Source organism: Pseudomonas sp. 008 (genome assembly GCF_016861935.1).
GTDB lineage: Bacteria > Pseudomonadota > Gammaproteobacteria > Pseudomonadales > Pseudomonadaceae > Aquipseudomonas.
Genome location: NZ_BOMA01000002.1, coordinates 130,948 through 156,239, shown reverse-complemented (window position 1 = coordinate 156,239; position 25,292 = coordinate 130,948). Strand labels below are relative to the sequence as shown.

General features: G+C 60.4%; 24 protein-coding genes. 12 read left to right on the top strand and 12 right to left on the bottom strand.

All coding sequences use genetic code 11. The features are described from left to right. Window positions 1–19 precede the first annotated feature (19 nt). The 3 genes from nadE to JUI81_RS05340 all read right to left on the bottom strand — a co-directional run bounded on the left by nadE (window position 20) and on the right by JUI81_RS05340 (window position 3,261). Window positions 20–847 carry an ammonia-dependent NAD(+) synthetase gene (nadE, locus tag JUI81_RS05350; RefSeq protein WP_204123901.1) on the bottom strand — a complete coding sequence of 276 codons (828 nt, stop codon included), beginning with the start codon at window positions 845–847 and terminating at the stop codon, window positions 20–22. A 4-nt stretch (window positions 848–851) separates the two neighbouring features. Beyond that, window positions 852–2,078, bottom strand: a complete 1,227-nt coding sequence (pncB, locus tag JUI81_RS05345; RefSeq protein WP_019582217.1) for a nicotinate phosphoribosyltransferase — start codon at window positions 2,076–2,078, stop codon at window positions 852–854. Between the two features lie 271 nt (window positions 2,079–2,349). After that, entirely contained in the window at window positions 2,350–3,261 is a 912-nt protein-coding gene (locus JUI81_RS05340) for a LysR family transcriptional regulator (protein WP_007939046.1), read from the bottom strand. Window positions 3,262–3,448: 187 nt separating this feature from the next. Between JUI81_RS05340 and JUI81_RS05335 the strand changes: the two genes are divergently transcribed. The 8 genes from JUI81_RS05335 to JUI81_RS05300 all read left to right on the top strand — a co-directional run bounded on the left by JUI81_RS05335 (window position 3,449) and on the right by JUI81_RS05300 (window position 13,282). Further along, entirely contained in the window at window positions 3,449–4,939 is a 1,491-nt protein-coding gene (locus JUI81_RS05335; RefSeq protein WP_019582218.1) for an aldehyde dehydrogenase family protein, read from the top strand. A gap of 94 nt (window positions 4,940–5,033) precedes the next feature. Next, entirely contained in the window at window positions 5,034–6,317 is a 1,284-nt protein-coding gene (locus JUI81_RS05330; protein ID WP_204123900.1) for an FAD-binding oxidoreductase, read from the top strand. Window positions 6,318–6,680: 363 nt separating this feature from the next. Next, a complete protein-coding gene (locus JUI81_RS05325; RefSeq protein ID WP_018928479.1) occupies window positions 6,681–7,814 on the top strand; it encodes a branched-chain amino acid ABC transporter substrate-binding protein in 1,134 nt (377 codons plus the stop codon). Between the two features lie 171 nt (window positions 7,815–7,985). Continuing rightward, window positions 7,986–8,900 carry a branched-chain amino acid ABC transporter permease gene (locus JUI81_RS05320; protein WP_019582220.1) on the top strand — a complete coding sequence of 305 codons (915 nt, stop codon included), beginning with the start codon at window positions 7,986–7,988 and terminating at the stop codon, window positions 8,898–8,900. A 3-nt stretch (window positions 8,901–8,903) separates the two neighbouring features. Beyond that, window positions 8,904–10,184, top strand: a complete 1,281-nt coding sequence (gene livM, locus JUI81_RS05315; protein ID WP_019582221.1) for a high-affinity branched-chain amino acid ABC transporter permease LivM — start codon at window positions 8,904–8,906, stop codon at window positions 10,182–10,184. After that, window positions 10,181–11,053, top strand: coding sequence for an ABC transporter ATP-binding protein (locus tag JUI81_RS05310; RefSeq protein WP_018928477.1), 873 nt, complete (start codon window positions 10,181–10,183; stop codon window positions 11,051–11,053). The genes livM and JUI81_RS05310 overlap by 4 nt, the downstream gene beginning before the upstream one ends. Continuing rightward, window positions 11,050–11,766, top strand: coding sequence for an ABC transporter ATP-binding protein (locus JUI81_RS05305; protein ID WP_019582222.1), 717 nt, complete (start codon window positions 11,050–11,052; stop codon window positions 11,764–11,766). The genes JUI81_RS05310 and JUI81_RS05305 overlap by 4 nt, the downstream gene beginning before the upstream one ends. Window positions 11,767–12,511: 745 nt before the next feature. After that, window positions 12,512–13,282: an SDR family oxidoreductase gene (locus tag JUI81_RS05300; protein ID WP_086944072.1), complete on the top strand. Its 771-nt coding sequence runs from the start codon at window positions 12,512–12,514 to the stop codon at window positions 13,280–13,282. A gap of 117 nt (window positions 13,283–13,399) precedes the next feature. Here JUI81_RS05300 and JUI81_RS05295 read toward each other — a convergent pair whose 3' ends face one another. The 7 genes from JUI81_RS05295 to JUI81_RS05265 form a co-directional block, all read right to left on the bottom strand. Then, window positions 13,400–14,527: an AGE family epimerase/isomerase gene (locus tag JUI81_RS05295; protein ID WP_204123899.1), complete on the bottom strand. Its 1,128-nt coding sequence runs from the start codon at window positions 14,525–14,527 to the stop codon at window positions 13,400–13,402. A gap of 125 nt (window positions 14,528–14,652) precedes the next feature. After that, a complete protein-coding gene (locus tag JUI81_RS05290; protein WP_204123898.1) occupies window positions 14,653–15,225 on the bottom strand; it encodes a HupE/UreJ family protein in 573 nt (190 codons plus the stop codon). Window positions 15,226–15,253: 28 nt separating this feature from the next. Next, on the bottom strand, window positions 15,254–15,868 hold the full coding sequence (gene ureG, locus JUI81_RS05285; RefSeq protein ID WP_007939066.1) for an urease accessory protein UreG: 615 nt from the start codon (window positions 15,866–15,868) through the stop codon (window positions 15,254–15,256). 23 nt (window positions 15,869–15,891) lie between these two features. Then, window positions 15,892–16,566, bottom strand: a complete 675-nt coding sequence (locus JUI81_RS05280; protein WP_018928471.1) for an urease accessory protein UreF — start codon at window positions 16,564–16,566, stop codon at window positions 15,892–15,894. Continuing rightward, window positions 16,563–17,063: an urease accessory protein UreE gene (ureE, locus tag JUI81_RS05275; RefSeq protein ID WP_018928470.1), complete on the bottom strand. Its 501-nt coding sequence runs from the start codon at window positions 17,061–17,063 to the stop codon at window positions 16,563–16,565. Before ureE ends, JUI81_RS05280 begins: the two co-directional genes overlap by 4 nt. Window positions 17,064–17,277: 214 nt before the next feature. Continuing rightward, entirely contained in the window at window positions 17,278–17,910 is a 633-nt protein-coding gene (locus JUI81_RS05270) for a TetR family transcriptional regulator (protein WP_018928469.1), read from the bottom strand. 159 nt (window positions 17,911–18,069) lie between these two features. Continuing rightward, entirely contained in the window at window positions 18,070–18,588 is a 519-nt protein-coding gene (locus tag JUI81_RS05265; RefSeq protein WP_019582228.1) for a hypothetical protein, read from the bottom strand. Between the two features lie 378 nt (window positions 18,589–18,966). Here JUI81_RS05265 and JUI81_RS05260 point away from each other — a divergent pair, with 378 nt between their 5' ends. After that, entirely contained in the window at window positions 18,967–21,042 is a 2,076-nt protein-coding gene (locus JUI81_RS05260; protein WP_204123897.1) for an AsmA family protein, read from the top strand. Window positions 21,043–21,244: 202 nt separating this feature from the next. Here JUI81_RS05260 and JUI81_RS05255 read toward each other — a convergent pair whose 3' ends face one another. Beyond that, window positions 21,245–22,189, bottom strand: coding sequence for a LysR substrate-binding domain-containing protein (locus JUI81_RS05255; RefSeq protein ID WP_204123896.1), 945 nt, complete (start codon window positions 22,187–22,189; stop codon window positions 21,245–21,247). A 121-nt stretch (window positions 22,190–22,310) separates the two neighbouring features. Between JUI81_RS05255 and JUI81_RS05250 the strand changes: the two genes are divergently transcribed. The 3 genes from JUI81_RS05250 to JUI81_RS05240 all read left to right on the top strand — a co-directional run bounded on the left by JUI81_RS05250 (window position 22,311) and on the right by JUI81_RS05240 (window position 24,252). Further along, window positions 22,311–22,949 carry an FMN-dependent NADH-azoreductase gene (locus JUI81_RS05250; protein WP_019582231.1) on the top strand — a complete coding sequence of 213 codons (639 nt, stop codon included), beginning with the start codon at window positions 22,311–22,313 and terminating at the stop codon, window positions 22,947–22,949. Next, complete coding sequence (locus JUI81_RS05245) at window positions 22,950–23,255, top strand: multidrug efflux SMR transporter (protein ID WP_019650662.1); 306 nt, start codon at window positions 22,950–22,952, stop codon at window positions 23,253–23,255. A 106-nt stretch (window positions 23,256–23,361) separates the two neighbouring features. After that, a complete protein-coding gene (locus JUI81_RS05240; protein ID WP_018928464.1) occupies window positions 23,362–24,252 on the top strand; it encodes a triacylglycerol lipase in 891 nt (296 codons plus the stop codon). A gap of 115 nt (window positions 24,253–24,367) precedes the next feature. Here the strand turns inward: JUI81_RS05240 and JUI81_RS05235 are convergent, their stop codons facing one another. After that, window positions 24,368–25,255: a DMT family transporter gene (locus tag JUI81_RS05235; RefSeq protein ID WP_028940151.1), complete on the bottom strand. Its 888-nt coding sequence runs from the start codon at window positions 25,253–25,255 to the stop codon at window positions 24,368–24,370. Between the last annotated feature and the right edge of the window lie 37 nt (window positions 25,256–25,292).

The following is a 25,292-nucleotide window of genomic DNA, read 5'->3' as shown; positions in this document are numbered from 1 at the left end:
ATTTCTACAGGGGACAGAATCAAGGCGCGAACGGCATCACACGCTTGTGATGAGTCTTCTTATACGTATCACAAATGATCTTGAACGCTTCCTCGCGCACCGGTTCGCCGTGCAGGAAGGCGTCGATCTCGGCGTAGGTCACGCCGTGGGACGCTTCGTCCGGTTTGCCCGGCGACAGGTCTTCGAGGTCGGCGGTCGGGATTTTCTCCACCAGCGACTCCGGCGCGCCGAAGCTGCGGGCAATCGCCCGGACCTGATTTTTCACCAGGCCGCTCAGCGGTGCGAGGTCGCAGGCGCCGTCACCGAACTTGGTGAAGAAACCCATCACGGCTTCTGCCGCGTGATCGGTGCCGATCACCAGGCCATGAGCCGCACCGGCGATGGTGTATTGCGCGACCATGCGCATCCGCGCCTTGGTATTGCCCAATACGAAATCCACCGAGACTGCCTCCTTGCCTTCGAAGGCTGCCACTTCACTGGCCAGGGATTTGACTGCCGGGCCGATGTTCACCGTGTGGCGTTCGTCAGGGGCGATGAAGTCCACCGAGGCCTGGGCGTCGTGTTCATCGAACTGCGTCTGGTACGGCAGGCGCACGGCGATGAACTTGTAGCGGTTATCGCCGGTACGTTCACGCAGTTCACGGATGGCGCGTTGGGCCAGCAGGCCGGCGGTCAGGGAATCGACGCCGCCGCTGATACCGAGCACCAGGGTCTTGAGCCCGGAATTGACCAGGCAATCCTGAATGAAGGTGATTCGCCGGGCGACTTCAGCCTCAAGGGCGAGTTGATCCACGAACGGCGGTTGGACCTTGAGCTGTTCAGCAATCTCACGCTGTACGGCTTGCATGAATTCACTCCTTGCTTGATGTACTGGAAAGGGTGGCAGGTACTTGGAAAACGTGTCGCAAATAGGCGACGAAATTCGGGTCTTTGCAGTGAGTCTTGCCAGGCTCATCAGAAATCTTGGCCACCGGTTGGCCGTTGCATGCGGTCATTTTAAGCACGATGCTCATCGGTTCGACACCCGGAATGTCACAGGTCAGGTTAGTGCCGATGCCGAAACTGACATTGATCCGACCACGTAACGCCCGAAAAATCTCCAGAGACTTGGGCAGCGTCAGGCTGTCGGAAAACACCAGGGTCTTGCTCATCGGGTCGATGCCCAGCTTGTGGTAGTGGGCGATGGCCTTTTCCGCCCAGAGCACCGGGTCACCGGAGTCGTGACGCAAGCCGTCGAAGAGCTTGGCAAAGAACAGGTCGAAATCGCCGAGAAACGCATCGGAAGTGATGCAGTCGGTCAGGGCGATCCCCAGCAGGCCACGGTACTCGCGGACCCAGCAGTCGAGGGCGGCGATCTGGCTGTCGATCAGCCGTGGGCCGAGTTGCTGGTGGGCCATGATCCATTCGTGGGCCATGGTGCCCAGCGGCTTCATATCCAGCTCGCGGGACAGGTGCACGTTGCTGGTGCCGACGAAGCGACCGGGGAAGTCGTGCTTGAGCACGTTCACCACTTCTTCCTGCACACGGTACGAGAAGCGCCGGCGAGTGCCGAAATCGGCTACCTGCAACTCGGACAATTCATCGCTGCTGGCGTTGGCGGTCAGCCAGTCGAACTTGCGATAGAGCTGCTCACGGGCCTGTTCCAGGACGATTTCCCGGTAGCGATAGCGGTTGCGCACTTCGCTGACCATGGCCAGCAACGGCACTTCGAACAGAATCACGTGCAGCCACGGCCCGCGCAGGCGGATGAACAACTCGCCGTTTTCAATGCCGGTGTGGATATAGCGCAGATTGAAACGGAACAGACCGAGAAAGCGCAGGAAATCCGGTTTCAGGAAACTGATGCGCTCCAGGAAGCTCAACTGATCGGCACTCAGGCTCAACTCGGCCAGGCGCTCGATCTGGAAACGGATCTCCGCCAGGTACGGGCGCAGATCCTCGCTGTTACGGCAACGAAACTCCCATTCGACTTCCACGTTAGGGTAGTTGTGCAGCACCGCCTGCATCATCGTCAGTTTGTAGAAGTCGGTGTCGAGCAGGTTCTGCACGATGCGATCGGCAAACACACTCTCGCTCATAACGGGTCTCCAGGCGGGTCGCAGCCCGTGGCAGCGACGTTGCAACTGTTTCAATGAATGGGGCTAGTGGCGCATATCAGCGGTGAGGATTGCCAGCAATTTTTTAGACGCTAGAGATCTCTGTGGCGAGGGGGCTTGCCCCCGTTCGGCTGCGCAGCAGTCGTAAATTCCGCATGCATGATCTGTCTGAGGGACCGCGATTGCAGGTTTTGGGGTCGCTACGCGACCCAACGGGGGCAAGCCCCCTCGCCACAGAGTTTTGCATGATATTTCAACTTTGCGGTGTATTCGGATTGTCCATCTGCTCCAGCATCCACTTCACAAAATCCCGCACCTTGGGCACTTCCGCCGAATGCTCCGGATACGCCAGGTAATAGGCGTCAGTGCTCGGCATTGCATGCTGCCAGGGAATGACCAGTTTGCCGTCGGCCAATTCCTCTTCCACCAGAAACTTCGGTAGCAGCGCCACACCACAGCCGACTTGGGCGGCGCGGATGCACATGTAGAACGTTTCGAAACGCGGGCCGTGGTAGCTGTGTTCGGTGTGGTAGCCCTGGCTGTCGAACCAATCGTGCCAGGCCTGGGGCCGGGAAGCGTTTTGCAGCAGGACCAGGTCGGTGAGTTGGGTCGGATCGGTGAACGGCGTGTCCGGCAGACTGCCCGGGGCGCACACAGGAACAAGCTCTTCGCCGAACAGCTTCAGGCATTCGGTGCCGGGCCGTGAGCCCTGGCCGAAGTAGAACGCCAGGTCGCTGCGACCTTGCAGCAGATCGTCTGCTTCCTGTTCGCTGCACAGGTCCAGATGGATTGACGGATGACGCAGGCGCCAGCCTTTCAAGCGTGGCACCAGCCAGCGCGCGCCGAAGGTCGGAGGCGTGGAGACGCGCAAGACTTCGGTGTCTCCGCCGTAGGAACGCAGGTAATGGGTCGACATTTCGACTTGGGTGAGGATTTTTCGCACCTCCACCAAATACAAATCGCCAGCGGGGGTCATTTGCAGGCGTCGGCGCACCCGGCGGAACAACAGGTGCTGCAACAACTCTTCGAGTTGCGCGACCTGTTTGCTCACGGCGCTCTGGGTCAGGTTCAGCTCTTCGGCGGCGCGGGTGAAGCTCAAATGCCGGGTCACGGCCTCGAAACACTGCAGCGCAGTGATCGACGGCAAGTAGCGTTTATTCAGCATCGGTTCTCCTTGTTCTTGTCTCTCTACGTGGCACGCGTGTTACCGGCAGATTCGCAGCATGAATAAACGGAATGATATCTCGCTTAATCGTCGTTTGTTGGAGAACCTCGGGAGCGCTAAAACTACAGGTCAGATCAGTCGAATTAATCCGGCTGCACGATTTCTGTTTCTGCTCGAGGAGTGACCCATGGTTGCCGCATTGCTTGATCGTCTTGGTGTGAACCCGGCCCTGTACCAGAACGGCAAAGTGCCGGTGCATTCGCCCATCGACGGTAGTCGGATTGCCGCCGTGAACTGGGAAGGCGCCGCTGAAGTCGAGCAGCACATCAGTCGCGCAGATCATGCGTTCGAATTGTGGCGCAAGGTGCCGGCGCCGCGCCGTGGCGAACTGGTTCGTCAATTGGGCGACATCCTGCGCGAGTACAAGGCCGATCTCGGTGAGCTGGTTTCCTGGGAAGCCGGCAAGATCACTCAGGAAGGCCTGGGTGAAGTTCAGGAAATGATCGACATCTGCGACTTCGCGGTCGGTCTGTCCCGTCAGTTGTACGGTTTGACCATCGCCTCCGAGCGCCCTGGCCACCACATGCGCGAAACCTGGCACCCGCTGGGCATCGTCGGCGTGATCAGCGCGTTTAACTTCCCGGTCGCCGTCTGGGCCTGGAACGCGACGCTGGCGCTGGTGTGCGGCAACCCGGTGATCTGGAAACCGTCTGAGAAAACCCCGCTGACCGCGCTGGCCTGTCAGGCACTGTTCGACCGTGTCCTGAAGAACTTCAGCGACGCCCCACCGCACCTGAGCCAGGTGATCATCGGTGGTCGCGATGCCGGTGAAGCCTTGGTCGATGACCCGCGTGTCGCGCTGGTCAGCGCCACCGGCAGCACCCGCATGGGCCGCGAAGTGGCACCGAAAATCGCCGCACGCTTCGCCCGCAGCATTCTGGAACTGGGCGGTAACAACGCGATGATCCTTGGCCCAAGCGCCGATCTGGACATGGCTGTGCGGGCGATTCTGTTCAGCGCCGTCGGCACTGCCGGTCAGCGTTGCACCACCTTGCGTCGCCTGATTGCCCACGAATCGGTGAAGGAAGAAATCGTCACCCGCCTGAAAGCCGCTTACTCCAAGGTGCGCATCGGCCATCCACTGGAAGGCAACCTGATCGGGCCGCTGATCGACAAGCACAGCTTCGACAACATGCAGGACGCGCTGGAGCAAGCCTTGAGCGAAGGCGGCCGGGTGTTTGGCGGCCAGCGTCAGCTGGAAGACAAATTCCCCAACGCTTACTACGTTTCGCCAGCCATTGTCGAAATGCCGGAACAGAGCGATGTGGTGCGCGACGAAACCTTCGCGCCAATTCTGTACGTGATCGGTTACACCGATTTTGAAGAGGCGTTGCGCCTGAACAACGCCGTGCCACAAGGCCTGTCGTCGTGCATCTTCACCACCGACGTGCGTGAAGCCGAGCGGTTCATGTCGGCGGTGGGCAGCGATTGCGGCATCGCCAACGTCAACATCGGCCCGAGCGGCGCGGAAATCGGCGGCGCGTTCGGCGGCGAGAAGGAAACGGGCGGCGGTCGTGAGTCGGGCTCCGATGCATGGCGCGGGTACATGCGCCGCCAGACCAACACCGTGAACTATTCGCTGGAGTTGCCGTTGGCTCAGGGGATTACGTTCGATTAAGCAGCAAGCGACAAGCTGTTGATCGATCGTTCCCACGCTCTGTGTGGGAACGATCGATGGTGTGTTGGTTAGGTTTCATTTTCGGAGTCTGGCAATGCCGTTACGCGAAGAGTGTCTGTGGGAAAAACTGACGCCGCAAAGGCCCGACAATGCGGCGCTCAAGGGTGAGGTGACGGTGGATGTCTGCGTCATCGGTGCCGGTTTCACCGGGCTGTCGGCGGCGGTGCATCTGCTGGAGCAAGGCAAAAGTGTCTGTGTGCTGGAAGCGCATCGTGCTGGCCATGGCGGTTCGGGGCGTAACGTCGGGCTGGTCAACGCCGGGATGTGGATTCCTCCGGACGAAATCGAAGCCGGTTTTGGCCAGGCGGTCGGCAGTCAGCTCAACCGTATGCTCGGAGCGGCGCCGTCGCTGGTGTTCAGCCTCGTCGACAAATACAACATCGATTGTCAGTTGCGCCGCGAAGGCACGTTGCACATGGCGCACAACGCGCGTGGCGAGGCGGACCTGCGCAGTCGTGAAGAACAATGGAAACGTCGCGGGGCACCGGTGGAGTTGTTGACCAGAGCTGCCTGCGAACAAGCCACGGGCACCAAAAAGATCGCCGCCGCGCTGCTCGACCGGCGTGCCGGCACGATCAACCCGATGGGCTACACCACGGGGCTGGCCAACGCGGCCATCGGCCTGGGCGGTCAGTTGTTCGATCATTCCCCGGTGACCCGACTCGAACGTCAGGGTCAGCGCTGGTCGGTGCAGACCGCCCAGGGTTCGGTGCTGGCCGAACAGGTGGTGATCGCCTCCAATGCTTATACCGAAGGCGACTGGACGGAACTGCGCCGCAACTTCTTCCCCGGTTATTACTATCAAGTGGCATCGGTGCCGCTGACCGAAGACGCCGCGCAGCAAATTCTGCCCGGTGGTCAGGGCTCCTGGGACACCCGGCAAGTGCTCAGCAGCATCCGTCGCGATGCCGAAGGGCGGTTGTTGCTCGGCAGCCTCGGCAATGGCAACCAGAAACCGACCTGGTTCCTCAAAGCCTGGGCCGATCGGGTTCAGCAGCATTACTTCCCCTACCTGAAACCGGTGGAATGGGAATGCACCTGGACCGGTTGCATCGCCTTCACCCCCGATCATTTGATGCGCCTGTTCGAGCCGGCACCGGGTCTGGTGGCCGTTACTGGTTACAACGGTCGAGGCGTGACCACCGGCACAGTGGTCGGCAAAGCCTTCGCCGACTACTTGTGTAACGGAAATCCTCAAGCCCTGCCGATTCCCTTCGCACCCATGCAGCCATTGGCGGGTGTGGGGTTGCGAAGCTGCCTGTATGAGGCCGGTTTTTCGCTGTATCACGCGGGCCAGTGCCTGCGGATCGTGATCTGATTGTTGAAATATGTTGCTGGAAGCGGCGCTTTTCAGCGAAGCGGCTAGCCTGTAATGGTGCGGGTTGTAGCAGTTGTGCACCGGCAGTGTGCAGTTCGGTGACGCGGGCTGTTACAGGTAGGTTGCACATCGTTTGGCGCTGCGGTTGCAATGATGGCGGAGGCGGGTTGCGCCTTTTGAAATGGATGGTTTCACCTCCCGCGGTTTAGACGGTTGCACGCCCAATGAAAATGGGATCGAAACAGTCGAAATAACAAGAAAGCAGCGACTTTTTTCAGAATAAAAAACTGATGGCACGGCCCTTGCTCTGAGCATTCAGTGAAGTCGCAGTGCCAACTAAAAAAAACCTTGGAGCACCACCTCATGTCCCAGACGTTTTACAAGAAAGGCTTTCTGGCCCTCGCAGTGGCAGCTGCGTTGGGTGTTTCTGCGTTTGCACAGGCTGATGTGAAAATCGGTGTGGCGGGTCCGATGACAGGCGCCAACGCGGCATTTGGCGAGCAGTACATGAAGGGTGCGCAGGCAGCCGCCGATGCGGTCAACGCCGCCGGCGGTGTCAACGGGGAAAAAATCGTACTGGTCAAAGGCGATGACGCCTGCGAGCCGAAGCAGGCTGTGACGGTCGCCAAAGACCTGACTGAAAAGAAAGTCGTTGGTGTGGTAGGTCACTTCTGCTCCTCGTCGACCATCCCTGCCTCCGAGATCTACGACGAAGCCGGCATCATCACGATCACCCCAGGTTCCACCAACCCCAAGGTGACCGAGCGCGGCCTGAGTGCCATGTTCCGCATGTGCGGGCGTGACGACCAGCAAGGTATCGTGGCTGGCGACTATATCGTCGACGTGCTCAAGGGCAAGAAAGTCGCCGTGCTGCACGACAAGGACACCTATGGCCAAGGCTTGGCAGATGCCACCAAGGCTCAACTGATCAAGCGCGGCGTAACGCCAGTGCTGTATGAAGGCCTGACTCGCGGCGAGAAAGACTTCAGTGCCGTCGTCACCAAGATCCGTGCGGCCGGTGCCGACGTGGTCTACTTCGGCGGCTTGCACCCGGAAGCCGGTCCACTGGTTCGGCAACTGCGTGAACAGGGCCTCAAAGACGTCAAGTTCATGTCCGATGACGGCATCGTGACTGACGAACTGGTGACCACCGCCGGTGGCCCACAGAACGTTGATGGCGTACTGATGACCTTCGGCGCCGACCCACGTCTGCTGCCAGACAGCAAGACCGTGGTAGACGCCTTCCGCAAGGCCGGCACCGAACCTGAAGGCTACACCCTGTACGCCTACGCTTCGGTCCAGACCCTGGCCGCGGCGTTCAATGGCGCCAAATCCAACAAGGGCGAAGACGCTGCCAAATGGCTGAAAGCCAACCCGGTCAAGACCGTCATGGGCGAGAAGACCTGGGACAGCAAGGGCGACCTGAAAGTCTCCGACTACGTGGTTTACAAGTGGGACAAGGACGGCAAATACCACCAGCTGGAAAAACAGAAGTGATATGAGCGGTTGATCTGCCCGGCGCCTTGCGCGCCGGGCAGTCCTGAAACATGTCCGTGCAGTACCTGTCTTTTCTCGTAGAGCTGCACACAACCGAGTTGCGCCGGCGGCTGAACCCCGGTCCGTCGCGCCCGGCTTCTGTGCAGTCTCTCAAGTGCGTGAGATTGCGTTATGGATGGTATTTTCCTGCAGCAACTGGTCAACGGCCTGACCCTCGGGTCGGTCTATGGCCTGATCGCCATCGGCTACACAATGGTCTATGGCATCATCGGCATGATCAACTTCGCCCATGGCGAGGTTTATATGATCTCTGCGTACCTCGCGGCGATCAGTCTGGCTCTGCTGGCTTACTTCGGTATTGAATCCTTCCCGCTGCTGATGCTCGGCACCCTGGTTTTCACCATCATCGTCACCGCGGTGTATGGCTGGGTCATTGAGCGTGTCGCTTACAAACCGCTGCGCAACTCCACCCGACTGGCACCGCTGATCAGCGCCATCGGTATTTCCCTGATCCTGCAAAATTATGCACAGATCAGTCAGGGCGCCCGTCAACAGGGTGTACCAACACTGCTGACCGGTGCATGGCGAGTTGAAGTCGGGAACGGCTTCGTTCAACTCACCTACACCAAAATCTTCATTCTGGTTGCCGCATTCGTCGGGATGGGCCTGCTGACCTACGTCATCAAGTACACCAAGCTCGGCCGCATGTGCCGCGCCACCCAGCAAGACCGCAAGATGGCTTCGATCCTGGGGATCAATACCGATCGGGTGATTTCCTACGTGTTCATCATCGGTGCGGCGATGGCGGCCCTGGCCGGCGTGCTGATCACCATGAACTACGGCACGTTCGACTTCTACGCAGGCTTCGTCATCGGGATCAAGGCGTTCACCGCGGCGGTGCTCGGCGGGATCGGCTCACTGCCCGGCGCCATGCTGGGAGGGATCATTCTCGGGATCTCCGAGTCGCTGTTCTCGGGGCTGGTCAACTCGGATTACAAAGACGTTTTCAGCTTCTCGCTGCTCGTTCTTGTTCTGGTCTTTCGGCCTCAAGGCCTGCTTGGCCGTCCTCTTGTGTCGAAGGTGTAAGCGATGTCTTCAACCACTAAAACCATTGATGTCAAAAAAAGCCTGGTTGACGCGATTCTTGCCGGCCTCATCGCCCTGATTGTGTTCGGCCCGATTGTTGGTGTGGTCCTCGACGGCTACGGCTTCAACCTGCAGCCGACGCGTGTGGCGTGGATAGTCGCCATCGTTATGGCTGGCCGCTTTGCCCTGAGCCTATTCTTGCAAACCTCCAAAGGCCTGAGAATTCTCGAAGGCTTTGAGAGCACTGGTTCCGGGGTTCATGTTCTGGCGCCTGATTACAAATCCCGGTTGCGCTGGGTCGTCCCGCTGGTGATCGTTGTCGCCGTGGTATTCCCGTTCTTCTCCAACTCTTACCTGTTGGGCGTGGTCATCCTTGGGTTGATCTACGTGCTGCTGGGCCTGGGCCTGAACATCGTGGTCGGCCTGGCCGGCCTGCTCGACCTGGGTTATGTGGCGTTCTATGCCATCGGTGCCTACGGTCTGGCGCTTGGTTACCAATACCTGGGGCTGGGCTTCTGGACGGTGCTGCCTTTGGCGGCGATCACTGCCGGGCTGGCGGGGTGCATCCTGGGTTTCCCGGTGCTGCGTCTGCACGGCGACTATCTGGCAATCGTGACCCTGGGCTTCGGTGAAATCATCCGGTTGATCCTCAACAACTGGTTGTCCCTGACCGGTGGCCCGAATGGCATGGCGGCGCCGTTGCCAACTTTCTTCGGTCTCGAATTCGGTAAGCGAGCGAAGGACGGTGGGGTACCTTTTCATGAGTTCTTCGGCATCGCCTACAACCCGGACGTGAAGTACTACTTCATTTATGCGGTGTTGTTCCTGGTAGTGCTGGCCGTGCTGTACATCAAGCATCGCTTGACCCGCATGCCGGTCGGTCGCGCATGGGAAGCCTTGCGTGAAGACGAAATCGCCTGTCGCTCCATGGGTCTGAATCACGTACTGGTCAAACTGTCGGCGTTCACCATCGGCGCATCGACGGCGGGCCTGGCCGGCGTGTTTTTCGCGACCTATCAGGGCTTTGTGAACCCGACCTCATTCACCTTCTTCGAATCGGCATTGATCCTCGCCATCGTGGTACTTGGCGGCATGGGTTCGACCATCGGCGTGGTGATGGCAGCATTCGTGTTGACCGTCGCTCCGGAACTGCTGCGCGGCTTCGCTGAATATCGCGTGCTGCTGTTCGGCATCCTGATGGTGTTGATGATGATTTGGCGACCGCGCGGCCTGATCCGGATCAGCCGTACCGGTGTGACCCCGCGTAAAGGAGTAGCGCCATGAGTGAAGTCGTACTCTCGGTCGAGAACCTGATGATGCACTTCGGTGGCATCAAGGCGTTGAGTGACGTCAGCCTGAAGGTCAAGCGCAACTCGATCTTCGCGTTGATCGGCCCCAACGGCGCGGGCAAGACCACTGTGTTCAACTGCTTGACCGGGTTCTACAAAGCGTCCGGCGGGCATATCGAGCTCAACACCCGTGGGGTGAAAACCAACGTCATCAAAATGCTCGGGGAGCCGTTCAAGGCAACCGATTTCGTTTCGCCGAAAAGCTTCATCAGCCGGCTCCACTACAAGATGTTCGGTGGCACGCACCTGATCAACCGTGCCGGTCTGGCGCGGACTTTCCAGAACATTCGCCTGTTCAAGGAGATGTCGGTACTGGAAAACCTGCTGGTGGCCCAGCACATGTGGGTCAACCGCGGCATGCTGGCCGGCATCCTCAACACCAAGGGTTATCGCAAGGCCGAAAGCGATGCACTGGACCACGCCTTCTACTGGCTGGAAGTGGTGGACCTGGTGGACTGCGCCAACCGCCTGGCCGGTGAACTGTCCTATGGTCAGCAACGCCGTCTGGAGATCGCCCGGGCCATGTGTACCCGGCCGCAGATCATCTGCCTCGACGAACCGGCCGCCGGCCTCAACCCTCAGGAAACCGAAGCGCTGAGCGCGATGATCCGGCTGCTGCGTGACGAGCATGATCTGACCGTGGTGCTGATCGAACACGACATGGGCATGGTCATGAGCATTTCCGACCACATCGTGGTGCTGGACCACGGCGTTGTCATCGCCGAGGGCGGGCCTGATGCGATCCGACACGATCCGAAAGTGATTGCCGCCTACCTGGGCGCCGACGAAGAGGAACTGGTATGAGTCAACCGATCCTCGAACTGAAAGAGATCGACGTGTTCTACGGACCGATCCAGGCCCTGAAGAAAGTCTCGTTGCACATCAATGAAGGGGAGACCGTCAGCCTGATCGGCTCCAACGGTGCCGGCAAATCGACCCTGCTGATGTCGATTTTCGGTCAGCCACGGGCGGCTGACGGGCAAATCGTCTATCAGGGTGTGGATATCACTCACAAGTCGTCCCACTACATCGCCTCCAACGGTATCGCTCAGTCGCCGGAAGGCCGCCGGGTGTTCCCCGACATGACCGTCGAGGAAAACCTGCTGATGGGCACCATTCCGATCGGTGACAAGTACGCCGCCGAGGACATGGAGCGCATGTTCGAGCTGTTTCCGCGGCTCAAGGAACGGCGTAACCAGCGGGCCATGACCATGTCTGGTGGCGAGCAGCAAATGCTCGCCATCGCCCGGGCGTTGATGAGCCGACCCAAGCTGTTGCTGCTCGATGAGCCGAGCCTGGGGCTGGCGCCGATTGTGGTGAAACAGATCTTCGCGACCCTGCGGGAACTGGCCAAGACGGGCATGACCATCTTTCTGGTGGAGCAGAACGCCAACCACGCCCTCAAGCTGTCGGACCGGGCGTACGTGATGGTCAACGGGCAGATCCGCCTCAGCGGCACCGGCAAGGAGCTGCTGGTGAACGAGGAGGTGCGTAACGCCTATCTCGGCGGGCACTAAACCGAAGAGCCTGGAAAACGCCCTGACGAACTCAGGGCGTTTTTTTATGCCCGCACAATCCCTACACGAGGCTGTGGTTTGAGGTAAAGGGAAATTGTGGAAAACAATATTCATGACCTCTCAAAGCGCGACATAAAGCCGCTGCAAATTGCTGTTTTGTCACGGTTTTGACTTGTCCCCGTTTGCTGTGGAGCTGGCTGTGAATAACGTGGGAGTAGCTGGCTGTAAGCCTTTGAATACGTGGCTTGCAGAGAGATGATTGTTTTTTGATCAGGTGCTTTTGGCGAGCCTGAAGTGGGCATTGTCAACCTTTTTGTTATGAGCGAACACGGTATGAGCCGAGGTGGACAAGCCTGTGGATAAGTCTGTGGTTAAACTCTGGAAAGACTCGGCTGAGGGCCGTGGTTGCTGGCTTGGCGCCATCGTCGCTATGACCGCTCGGTCGTGCAAATTGTCCTGGACTACACAGCGGATGCCTCAGGGTCAAGAAAAAAACTTTCAAATCTACCCGCAAAGCCTTGTGGATAGCGGCTTGCAGCTTTTCCACTTGCCCCCGGAAACTGTGGACCGGCCTGTGGATAAGGTGCGCGTACATGGCTGCAAGCCACGGGGCATGGGGTGTTGCCAGCATTGATCATTTTTTGTACGGTTTTTGCCATGGTTGCCGCTGTGGAAAAGGCCGGGCATGCTGCCGGTTGATTTTCTATTCCAAGGGCTGACTGTCAGCCGACGCAAGGAGAACACGATGTCCAACACCCTGTTTATTACCGGCGCGACCTCCGGTTTTGGTGAAGCCTGTGCCCGTCGTTTTGCCGAGGCCGGCTGGAAACTGGTGCTGACAGGTCGTCGTGAAGAGCGCCTCAATGCCCTGTGCGCCGAGTTGTCGAAACAGACCGAGGTCCATGGCCTGGTGCTCGACGTACGGGACCGCAAGGCCATGGAGGAGGCGATTGCCAACCTGCCGCCATCCTTCGCCAAGCTGCGCGGGCTGATCAACAACGCCGGCCTGGCCCTGGGTGTGGACCCGGCGCCCAAGTGCAATCTCGATGATTGGGACACCATGGTCGACACCAACATCAAAGGCCTGATGTACAGCACCCGCCTGTTGCTGCCACGTTTGATCGCTCATGGTCGTGGCGCCAGCATCGTCAACCTCGGCTCCATCGCCGGCAACTACCCGTACCCGGGCAGCCACGTGTATGGCGCGAGCAAGGCGTTCGTCAAACAGTTCTCCCTGAACCTGCGCTGCGACCTGCAAGGTACGGGCGTGCGGGTCAGCAACATCGAGCCGGGCCTGTGCGAGAGCGAGTTCTCGCTGGTGCGTTTTGCCGGTGACCAGGAGCGTTACAACGCCACTTACGCCGGTGCCGACCCGATCCAGCCGCAAGACATCGCCGAGACCATTTTCTGGGTGCTCAACGCACCGGCCCACATCAACATCAACAGCCTTGAGCTGATGCCGGTGAGCCAGACCTGGAGCGGGTTTGCCATTGAGCGTAATGGCGGCAAGGCGTAATTGTGGCGAGGGGGCTTGCCCCCGTTGGGCTGCGCAGCAGCCCTAGTGTTTTGTCAGTTGCATCGCAGGCGGCTGCTTCGCCCCCGAACGGGGGGCAAGCCCCCTCGCCACAAAAACTCAGCCGAGATACTCGGCCAGCCCGCGATAGCAGGTTGCCAAGTGATAAGGCGTGGTCGAAGGCATGTCCTTGCGGCTTACTTCGCCCTGCTCATCGCGACACTCATACCAACCGCCCGCGTGCAGAAAGCGCTGCTGCAACGCCTGCAATTGGCGTTGCACCGATGCTTCGCTGTCCGGGCGTAAGGTCAGGGCGCGCAGGTATTCGGCTTGAGCCCAGATGCGTTGGGTTGCGTCGCGAGGGTGATCATCCAGTTCCAGCATCGCTCGCACGGCACCGGTCTGCTGATCGACACCCCGTTGCTCGGTGAACGCAAACGCGCGCTCCAGCGAGGCATGCAGTGTCGAGCCGCGCAGCAATGGCGAGGATTGCAGCAGGAAATACCATTCGAACTGATGGCCCGGCTCGAACCAGTTATCCACAGCTCCCAGCGGCTTCTCCATCAACACCGCATGTCGCGGGTCGATGAAACGCTTTTGCATGGCTGTGCATAACTCGATGAGCGCGTTCTGCACAGCCGCGTCTTCGCGCACCGACAGGGTGGCGAGGAAGGCTTCGGCCAAATGCATCAGCGGGTTCTGTAATGGACCGGAGTCGAGCGAGGACCAATCACGGTCCAGGCTGGCTTCGTACAGGCCGTCGCCCGTGGCGAAACGCTGCGCCACCACTTCCAGCGCGGCATTGAGTACCGACTCCACCAGCGGTTCGCGAACCTTGTTCCAATAATGGGCGCAAGCGAACAGGATGAAGGCGTGGGTGTAGAGGTCTTTGCGCTGGTCCAGCGGCGTACCTTGCGGGTCGATGCTGTAGAACCAGCCGCCATGCTCGGCATCGTGGAAATGCCGTTGCAAGGAACGAAACAGCGCCGCCGCGCGCTCTTCAGCCTTGGGCACCTGGCCGATCAGGCTGGAGAACAAATACAGCTGCCGCGCGCAGGCCATGGCCCGGTAGCGCTGAGGGGGCAGCGGTTTATGCTCGGCATCCAGCGCCTCATAAGGCAACGCCATGTCGGCGTTCCAGCCGGGGCCCTGCCAGAGCGGCACGATCACGTCCTGGAAGTGCTGATGCACTGAGGCGAACAGGGCGGTCAATTCAGGCTGGGAGGCAGAGCGGGAAACATGCGGCATTGGCTGGCGTCGTCACGGCAGGGTTAATTGCGCGACATGTTAGCAGGCCTTAGAGATGCGGTGTCTGTCAGGCCGCCTTCGCGGGCAAGTCGGATCGCGAAGGGGCCAGTTCAGACGCTAGAGAATCAACCCGCGAGCAACCAGACTCCGGTTGCCGCCGACGCCGCACCCGCCAGCCGAACCAGCGGTGCCGCGGCCTGAGGCAAGACGCGAACCAGCGCATAACCCGCGGTATGCAAAGCCGCTGTCGCTGCCACAAACCCTGCGGCATACACCCAAGGACTGGATATGTCCGGCAGTTCCAGGCCATGTGCCACGCCATGAAACAGCGCGAACAACGCAGTCGCCGCCACCGCCAGGCTCAAGGGCGGTCGCACCGCCAACGCCACCGCCAGGCCCAGTGCCAATACCGATGCCGCAATCCCGCTCTCCAGCGCCGGCAGGTTCAGCCCTTCAAAACCCAGCAAGCCGCCGATCAACATGGTGCCCACGAATGTGCACGGCAGGGCCCAGCGCGCAGCGCCTTTCTGCTGCGCCGCCCACAATCCCACGGCAACCATCGCCAGCAAGTGATCGAGGCCGCCGATCGGGTGGCTGATGCCGGCGATCAAGCCGTTGTCGCCATGGCCCGGGTGGGCGAAGGCAATGGCTGGGGTCAGCAGCAGGGCCATGGCGCCCAGAATGCGTTTCAGTGTCATGGATAGCTTTCCTTGTTGATAAGTGTGATCAGGCCGCAGTCAGCAGGCCTTGGCGTTCGATGAAGGCGATGATTGCTTCAAGGCCTTGGCCGGTTTTCTGGTTGCTGAAGACAAACGGCTTGCCGTTGCGCATGCGTTGGGTGTCGCTGTCCATCATCTCCAGCGATGCGCCTACCAGCGGCGCCAGGTCGATCTTGTTGATCACCAGCAGGTCGGATTTGCAGATGCCGGGGCCACCCTTGCGCGGCAGCTTGTCGCCGGCGGAGACATCGATCACGTAAATGGTCAGGTCGGACAGTTCCGGGCTGAAGGTCGCCGAGAGGTTGTCGCCGCCGGACTCCACCAGGATCAGATCCAGCCCCGGAAAGCGCCGGTTCAGTTGGTCCACGGCTTCGAGGTTGATCGAGGCGTCTTCGCGGATCGCCGTATGCGGGCAGCCGCCGGTTTCCACGCCGATGATCCGCTCCGGTGCCAAGGCTTCGTTGCGCACCAGAAAGTCAGCGTCTTCGCGGGTATAGATATCGTTGGTCACGACGGCCAGGTTGTAGCGCTCGCGCAGGGCCAGGCACAGGGCCAGGGTCAAGGCGGTTTTGCCGGAGCCGACCGGGCCGCCGATGCCGACGCGCAGGGGTTGTGTGTTCATGTGATTCTCCAAACTAAAAGGCCCTAGGAACGGAACAGACGGCTGTACTGGCGCTCATGGGCCATGCACGCCAGGGACAGACCGAAAGCGGCGCTGCCAACGTGTTCGAGATTGATTCGGCTGGCGTCTTGCTGCGCCTGTTGCAGCAACGGCAGCAGTTCGCTGGTCAGGCGTTGTGCGGCTTGCTGGCCCAACGGCAGGGTTTTCATCAACACCGCCAGTTGGTTTTCCAGCCAGCTCCAGAGCCAGGCGGCCAGCGCATCTTGCGGGTTGATGTTCCAGGCGCGAGCCGCCAGCGCCCAGCCGAGAGCCAAGTGCGGTTCAGGGCGTTGCTCGAGAAAGGCGCGAGCAGGCTCATCCAGCTCCGGCAAGCCGTTGAGCAGCTGCTGCAGCGAATAGCCCATCTGCCGGCTCTCCTGATGCAGCTCACGTGTTTCGCGGCTGGCGCGATGCTCTTCGCAGCGTTGCAGCAACTCGGCCCAGTTTTCTTCGGCTGCGGCGGTGCAATGGGCGAGCAGTAGCGGTGCTTCGAAACGCGCCAGGTTCAGCAGCAATTGATCGCTGATCCAGCGTCGCGCGCTGTCGGGATCATTGACCCGGCCGTTATCCACCGCCATTTCCAGGCCCTGGGAATAGCTGTAGCCGCCAATTGGCAGCTGCGGGCTGGCCAGGCGCAGCAGCGCCCAGGCGGGGTTCATAAGCGCACGCCGAACTGGTGCAGTTTCGGCGGGTAGTTGAAGTCCTCGTCACCGTGGCGCGAGTGGTGATGGCCACCACCGTAGGCACCGTGTTCCGGCTGGAACGGCGCTTCGATGTTCTCGGCCTTGGCGCCAAGCTGTTCGAGCATGGCCTTGAGCACGTAATCATCGAGCAGGCGCAACCAGCCGTCGCCGACTTGCAGGGCCACGTGGCGATTGCCCAGGTGATAGGCGGCGCGGGTCAGTTCGAACGCATTGGCGCAGGTGACGTGCAGCAGTTGTTCGGGGCGAGCACAGACGCGAACGACGCGCCCGTCTTCGGCTTGCAGGCACTCGCCGTCATGCAGCGGTGGCTGGCCGCGCTCCAGAAACAAGCCGACGTCTTCACCCTCGGCACTGAAACAGCGCAAGCGACTTTTGCTCCTGGCTTCGAAGGTCAGGTGCAACTCGGCGGCCCAGACGGGTTGAGGGTCGATTCTGCGATGAATCACCAGCATCGGAAGGCTTCCAGCAATGAACAATGTTCAGGCTAGAGCAAGGGGCTTGCCAATCGGGTGAGAGGTAGGAAATGCCTGTCAGAGCGACGGGGGGGACTCACAATGTTGCAGGACTTTGATTGAAGTTGGTGCGTGGCGGGTGTTTACGCACCAATTTGCAGCGCACAAAAAGATCGCAGCCTTCTGCCGAAGGCTGCGATTTTTTTCTAACGGGTTACTCGGTACTGCCGAGTCCTTGCCAATGCTTCAGCCCGATAAAGATAAACCGCAACTGCTGGGTGATTTTCGCCTGTGGTGTCAGGTGCTCGGGCAATGCTTCGGCCGGCGGATCGATGATGTCCGGCAGGGTCGCGAACACGCTTTTGACGATCAGATCGGCCATGACGCTCAGGCCGGCGATGTCCAGATGCTGCAGTTTGGGCATCAGCGACAAATCGGCCGCCAGGTCCGAGCTGATGTCCTCGCGCAGGCGGCCGATGGCCTGGCGCACCGGCAGCGAGCCGCCGTACTGCTCTCGGGCAAGAAACAGGAACTGCGAGCGATTGGCCGTGACCACGTCGAGAAAGATCCGCACCGAGGCATCGATGATACCGCCCATGACGAATTCGTTATGGCGCACCAGGCGGATGGTTTCGCGGAAGGTCTGGCCGACTTCGCACACCAGCGCCAGGCCCAATTCGTCCATGTCGGCGAAGTGCCGGTAGAAACCAGTGGGCACGATCCCGGCGGTTCGCGTCACTTCGCGCAGGCTCAAGCTGCCGAATCCTCGGCCGCTTTCCATCAGGTGGCGGGCAGCGTCCATCAGGGCGTTGCGGGTCTGTTGTTTCTGTTCGGCGCGGGGCAGCATCGCAAGGGTGTTTTCTGGACAGGGACAGCGGCGCACTCTAGCAAATCGGCTTCGCTGGCGTCGAACGGACTGTCGGGGGATCACGCGGGGGAAATGCAGCTTCTATAAAGTCAAAAGCCCAATCCGGGGATTGGGCTTTTTTTCCAGGCCGCCATGGGCTTAGCTCACAGCGCTGTTGCGTTCGATCACACGGTCACCACCACCTTCAGCAAGGGTTTGGCCTTGTGGAGTGCGATCGGCACCGTCAGCCGCCAGGGTTTGGCCTTGTGGAGTGCGATCGGCACCGTCAGCCGCCAGGGTTTGGCCTTGTGGAGTGCGGTCAGTACCGTCAGCCGCCAGGGTTTGGCCTTGTGGGGTACGGTCGGTACCGTCAGCCGCCAGGGTTTGGCCTTGTGGGGTACGGTCGGTACCGTCAGCAGCCAGAGTTTGGCCTTGTGGAGTGCGGTCAGCACCGTCAGCGGCCAGGGTTTGGCCCTGTGGAGTGCGATCCGAACCATCCTGGGTGATCAGGCCTTTTTCTTTCAGGCGCTCGTTACCGTTGGCACCATCGGCAACGGTCTGGCTGAACACCGAGTGGCTGTCTTTGACTTGTGGAGTGGCCTGATCGGCAGCCGGCAGAGCAAAAGCGGTGCTGGCTAACATTGAGAGGGTCAGGCTAAGCAGTAATTCGCGTTTCATGATGGGTTGCTCCTTGGGAGGGCGATAAAGTGGGTACGAGGGCAATGCTACTCTCGATAAGTCGATATAAAAGTTCATAAACGCAATGGTAATAATCAACGGAATTGATTGTTTGGCCGAGCGGCTCTAGAACGGGCGTTTCCGGCGAACGTTTTTGCACTGAGGTGGGTATTTTCGACTCATTTTCGCCTCGCAAAAGTGCGGGGTCGGTAACGCTAAAAAGAGAGGGGCGAGACGGCTATTTGCGTTCGATCGGCCTTCGGGTTAAACCTGCGGGCCGTTTTCCAGTCGTACATTTCATGGCAGGCCGGTTCTGGCCTAACGTTTCATCAGTGCGTCGCTGTCAGGGCGCTCAGTCGTATTCAGGAGCTCTGTGCAATGACGCGCACTCGTAAAATGCTTGCCTGGACCTCCGCCAGCCTCGTTGTGCTGCTGGCCGTCCTGGTGCTGATCATCGCGTTCTTCGATTGGAACCGGATCAAGCCGCCCCTTAACGCCAAAGTCTCTGAAGAACTGCATCGTCCGTTCGCCATCAACGGCAACCTCGCGGTGGTCTGGCAGCGCGAGCCCGACGAAGGCGGCTGGCGGGCCTGGGTGCCGTGGCCGCATGTGGTGGCCGAGGACCTGAGCCTGGGCAACCCGGACTGGTCGAAGCAACCGCAGATGGCCACTCTCAAACGCGTCGAGCTGCGTATTTCACCGCTGGCCTTGCTGACACAGCGGGTGACGATCCCGCGCATCGACCTGACCGAGCCCAATGCCGACCTGCAGCGCCTGGCCGACGGCCGCGCCAACTGGACATTCAAGTTCGACCCCAAGGATCCGAATGCCGAGCCTTCTAACTGGGTGCTGGACATCGGTGCCATCGGCTTCGACAAGGGCCATGTCACGCTCGACGACCAGAGTCTGAAAACCCGCCTCGACTTGCTTATCGATCCGCTGGGCAAACCGATTCCGTTCAGTGACATCGTCGGCGACAAAGCGGCGAAAACCGCGCTTGAGAAGGGCGGTTCGCCGCAGGATTACGCGTTCGCGTTGAAGGTCAAAGGCCAATACCACGGCCAGAATCTGGCCGGCCAAGGCAAAATCGGTGGTTTGCTGGCCCTACAGGATGCCGCCAAGCCGTTCCCGCTTCATGCGCAAATGAAGATTGCCGACACCAGCGTCGAACTGGCCGGCACGCTCACCGACCCATTGAACCTCGGCGCCCTGGATCTGCGCCTGAAACTGGCCGGTGCCAGCCTGGGCAATCTCTATCCGCTGATCGGCGTGACCCTGCCGGATACCCCGCCGTATGCCACTGATGGGCATTTGACCGCCAAGTTGCATGAGTCGGGCGGGGCGGTGTACCGCTATGAGGACTTCAACGGCAAGATCGGCGAGAGCGACATCCATGGCAACCTGGCTTATGTCGCGAGCCAACCGCGGCCCAAGCTCAGCGGGGCGGTGGAGTCCAATCAACTGTTGTTTGCCGACCTGGCCCCACTGATCGGCGCCGACTCCAATGCGAGGCAAAAGGCCCGCGGCGGTGAAAGCAAGCAGCCGGCGGACAAGATACTGCCGGTCGAGGAATTCAAGACCGAGCGCTGGCGCGATATGGACGCTGACGTTGAGTTCACTGGCAAGCGCATCGTCCACAGCGAAAAACTGCCGTTCAACGACCTCTACACCCATTTGGTGCTGACGGATGGTGTGCTCAGTCTAGAGCCCCTGCGTTTCGGCGTGGCTGGCGGTAATCTGGAGGCGCAGATTCGTCTGAACGGGCGCGCCGAGCCATTGGAAGGCCGGGCCAAATTGACCGCGCGCAAGTTCAAGCTCAAACAGTTGTTCCCCTCCATTGAACGTATGAAAACCAGTTTCGGTGAGCTCAATGGCGATGCCGACCTTGTCGGTCGTGGCAACTCGGTGGCCAAGCTGCTGGGCACCGCCGACGGCAATTTGAAGATGCTGATCAATGATGGCGCCATCAGTCGCGAGTTGATGGAGCTGGCCGGGCTCAATGTCGGCAACTATGTGGTCGGGAAAATCTTTGGCGACAAGGAAGTGAAGATCAACTGCGCGGCGGCCAATTTCGACATCAAGAGCGGTCTGGCGACCACGCAGTTGTTCGTCTTCGATACCGAGAACGCGATTGTCTACATCGATGGCACGGCGAACATGGCGACCGAGCAACTGGACCTGACCATCAGCCCGGAATCCAAGGGCTGGCGCTTGATTTCGTTGCGTTCGCCACTGTATGTGCGGGGCAAGTTCATCAAGCCGGATGCGGGGGTGAAAGCGGTGCCGCTGATGCTGCGCGGGGCCGGGATGGTGGCGTTGGGTGTGATTGCCGCGCCGGCGGCGGGGTTGCTGGCGCTGATCGCGCCGAGCGCTGGCGAGCCGAATCAATGTGCGCCGTTGCTGGAGCAGATGAAGGCGGGCAAGGCTCCGGTGACGGTCAAGCCAACCAAGTAATTTCCGGTGTCTGTAAAAACGCCATCGCGGGCAAGCCACGCTCCCACGGGGTTCGTGTCGCATGCCGACAATGGGCACGACGCAAAACCCGTGGGAGCGTGGCTTGCCCGCGAAGGCGGTTCAAGAATCGCTAGAGATCTTTCAGAATATCGGCGAGTCATCTGCAAGCTCTATGTCCCAGGCCAGGATGTCTTCGATGCTCCTACATTGGAATGCGTTCCCCTGTAGGAACTGCCGCAGACTGCGATCTTGGCAACAGACCAGACAGCCGGGCCTCCTCCTGCAACCACGCGAAAAACGCCCGCACCGGCGGATGCCGCTCGCGTCCCGGTACGCACAGCGCGCTGTATCCAGCCCCATCAACCTGAATCTCACCCCGATAAGGCACCAGCAAACCGCTGGCCACACTCTCCGACACCAGAATATTGCTCGCCAGCACCAAACCTTGCCCGGCGATGGCGGCTTGCAGGGCGTAATGTTCTTCGTCGTATTCACGCACCGCTGGCTGTCCGGTCAGCCAGGTTTCGCCGGATTGCGCGCACCAGGCTTCCCAGCCGTGGGCATACAGTTTGGAGTTATGCCACTGCACGCTGATCAGGGTGGGTACCCGACGGGTCGCCAGGGCCACTTGTTCAGGCGAGCCATAAACCCCGAAGGATTCGTCGAACAGGCACAACCCATACAGGTTCGGGTAGTCGTCTTGGCTGTAGCGCAGCACCAGATCGACGCTGGCGTCCTGATGCAAATCGATGACTTCGCAGTGAGTGTCCAGCCGCACGCTGATGTGCGGATGCCGGGCATAAAACCGTCCCAGCCGTGGCACCAGCCAAAGGGCGGCGAAAGCGGCGGTGGTGGAGATCGTCAGGCTCGTGCCGCTGCGTTGCGGGCGCAAGGTATCGACGCTTTGCGCCACTTCCAGCAGGGCGCCATGCAGGCTACGGAACAGCCGTTCGCCGCACTCGGTCAGGCGCACCTGGCGTGGCAGTCGTTCGAACAGCGGCACGCCGAGCCAGTTCTCCAGGGAGCGGATCTGATGGGAAACGGCCGTCGGCGTCACGGACAGCTCTTCGGCGGCAGCCTTGAAACTCAGCAGGCGCGAGGCGGATTCGAAGGCCCGCAGGGCGGTCAATGGCAACGAGGCAAACATTTAAAACTCCATGGATGAAATAGATTCATCCAGACTGATTTTTGCTCATTTGAAGGCAGGCGGCTGTGCGCTTCAAGCTGCAGCCACAAGCCGTTTCAGTTTAGCCCTTAAGGAGATTCAGATGAGCACAATTCTTGCCATTCACGCCAGCCCCCGTGGTGAACGTTCTCATTCGCGGCGGTTGGCCGAGGTGTTTCTTTCAGCCTGGCAGGTCCGTAACCCGCAGTCGCAATTGACCCGCCGTGAAGTCGGCCGGGCGTTGATCCCGGCCGTCAACGAAGCCTTCGTAGCGGCTGCTTTTCATCCGGAGCCTCAAGCGCGACCGTTGTCGATGCAGGCCGACCTGGCACTCAGCGATGAGTTGGTGGGTGAGTTGCTCGGCCATGATCTGCTGGTGATTTCCACGCCGATGTACAACTTCAGCGTGCCCAGCGGCCTCAAGGCCTGGATCGACCAGATTGTGCGGCTCGGACTGACGTTCAATCACAGCCTGGACAACGGCATCGCGCAGTACGAACCGCTGGTGCGGGGCAAGAAGGCGTTGATCGTCACCAGTCGCGGCGGGTTTGGCTTCGGCCCCGGCGGTGAGCTTGAAGCGATGAACCATGCCGACCCGTTGCTGCGCACGGCACTGGGGTTCATCGGCATCACTGACGTCACGGTTGTCGCCGCCGAGGGCGAAGAGTCCGCCGAGCGCACCTTCCAGGTTTCCGTGGCCGAGGCCGAACAGCGCTTGTTGGCGCTGGCCAGGGAGTTCTAGATGGCCTGGCTGTTCCTGATGATTGCTGCCGGGTTCGAGGTCACCTTCGCCATGGGCATGAAGTACGCCGAAGGCTTCACCCGGCTCTGGCCTTCGGTGATCACCGTGGTGGCGGCAATCGGAGGGATTTATTTCCTGACCCTGGCCATGCGCGAATTGCCGGTGAGCATTGCCTACCCGATCTGGACCGCCATCGGTTCACTGGGCACGGTGTTCCTCGGCTTTGCGTTATTGGGCGAAAGCCTGACTGCGCTGAAGCTGGTGTCGGTCGGGCTGATTGTGGCGGGCGTGGTGGGGTTGAAGTAGGGGATGTCATAGACTGGTCGTCGAGTTGTCATCTTGGATGGCGATGCTTGGCTGAGGCCTTGCATCCAGCCTTGCTTCATCTCACCGACCACAAGGATGTTCATCCATGTCGCAAGGCTCCGCCACGCGTTACCCGTTGGTGCTGGTCCCGGGGATGCTCGGGTTTATTCGTCTGCTGCTCTATCCGTATTGGTTCGGGATCATTTCGGCGTTGCGCCGGGACGGTGCAACCGTGATCGCGGTGCAGGTCTCGCCGCTCAACTCAACCGAGGTGCGTGGTGAGCAATTGCTGGCACGAATCGAGGAAATCCTGCGTGATACCGGGGCCGAGAAGGTTAACCTGATCGGCCACAGCCAGGGCTCGCTGACCGCTCGGTATGCTGCGGCAAAACGCCCGGACCAGGTGGCTTCAGTGACTTCGGTGGCCGGGCCCAATCACGGTTCGGAGCTGGCGGACTACCTGCACGATCACTACCCGGCAGACAGCGCCAGGGGCCGATTGCTCACCTTTTTTTTGTGGTTGATCAGCGCGTTGATGTGCCTGCTGGAAACCGGGTATCGCGGGCCGAGGCTGCCGGTGGACATCCCGGCTTCGCACCAGTCGCTGACCACGGCCGGCGTGGCGCTGTTCAATCAGCGTTATCCACAGGGGCTGCCTGACACCTGGGGTGGGCATGGTCCGGAAGTGGTCAATGGCGTGCGCTATTACTCCTGGTCCGGGACTTTGCAGCCGGGCAAGACCGATCGCGGGTGCAACCTGTTCGACGGCACTAACCGCAGTTGCCGGTTGTTTGCCAGAACCTTCGTGCGTGAAGCGGGGCATTGCGACGGGATGGTCGGGCGCTACAGCTCGCATCTCGGGACGGTGATTGGCGATCAATACCCGATGGATCACTTCGATATCGTCAACCAATCCCTGGGGCTGGTGGGCAAAGGGGCGGAGCCGGTGCGGTTGTTTGTCGAGCATGCCGCGCGGCTGAAGGCAGCAGGGGTTTAGACCGCGTTATCGTTCTTCGCGGGCAAGCCACGCTCCCACAGGTTTGGCGTCGTGCCCATTGCCAGCGTCCGACACGAAACCTGTGGGAGCGTGGCTTGCCCGCGAAGGCGTCCGGTCAGGCAACGCTGTTCTTGCGGCCCAGCACGGTAGTCCAGCGCTCCGACAAAATCACCCCACCCAACGTCAACACCCCACCCACCAGGTGATACAGCGCCAACTGCTCATGCAGCACCACCGCCGCAATCAGCGCCGTAATCAACGGCAGCAGATTGAAAAATAGCGTGGTCCGGCTCGGGCCCAGGCGCACCACGGCCTGCATCCACGCCAGCGGCGCAAGCATCGAGGCCAGCAGACAGGCGTAAAGCACCAGCGGAATGTTATGCAGGGTCGGGCCGATTTTCGGTGAGGCGAGGAACAGCGGAAACAGCACCGCCACCGCCACCAGCACCTGTAAATACAGCAACACCAGCGGCGGCAAGCGCAGCTGCCATTTTTTCAGCAAGGTGCTGTAAACCGCATACGCCAGCGTGGCGATCAGCATCATCGCGTCGCCCAGGTTCACCCCGTGCTCCAGCAACGCGCCAAGGCTGCCGGACGACACCACCACCAGAACACCGGCAAACGACAGTACCGCGCCGGCCAGGGCTCCGGCGGTCAGGCGTTGGCCGAGGCTGACCATCGCCATGGCCAGCGACATCAACGGCATCAGCGACAGAATGATCCCCATGTTGGTGGCCGACGTCAGTGTTGCAGCGAAATAGGCCAGGCTCTGATAAACCGCCATGCCGAGTACGCCGAGGATGAAGATCCTCCCCAGGTTTGGGCGTATTACTGGCCAATGGGCGATCACCGGCTTAAGCATGAAAGGCGTGAACAGAATCCCGGCCAGCAGCCAGCGGTAGAAGCCGATTTCGGCGGGGAAGATTGCACCCACCGCGAGTTTGTTGATCACGGTGTTGCCGGCCCAAATGAAAATGGCCAGCAGGGGATAAGCGTATTGCATCGGAAAAAAGCCAGAACGTTAATGAGGGGCAATTATC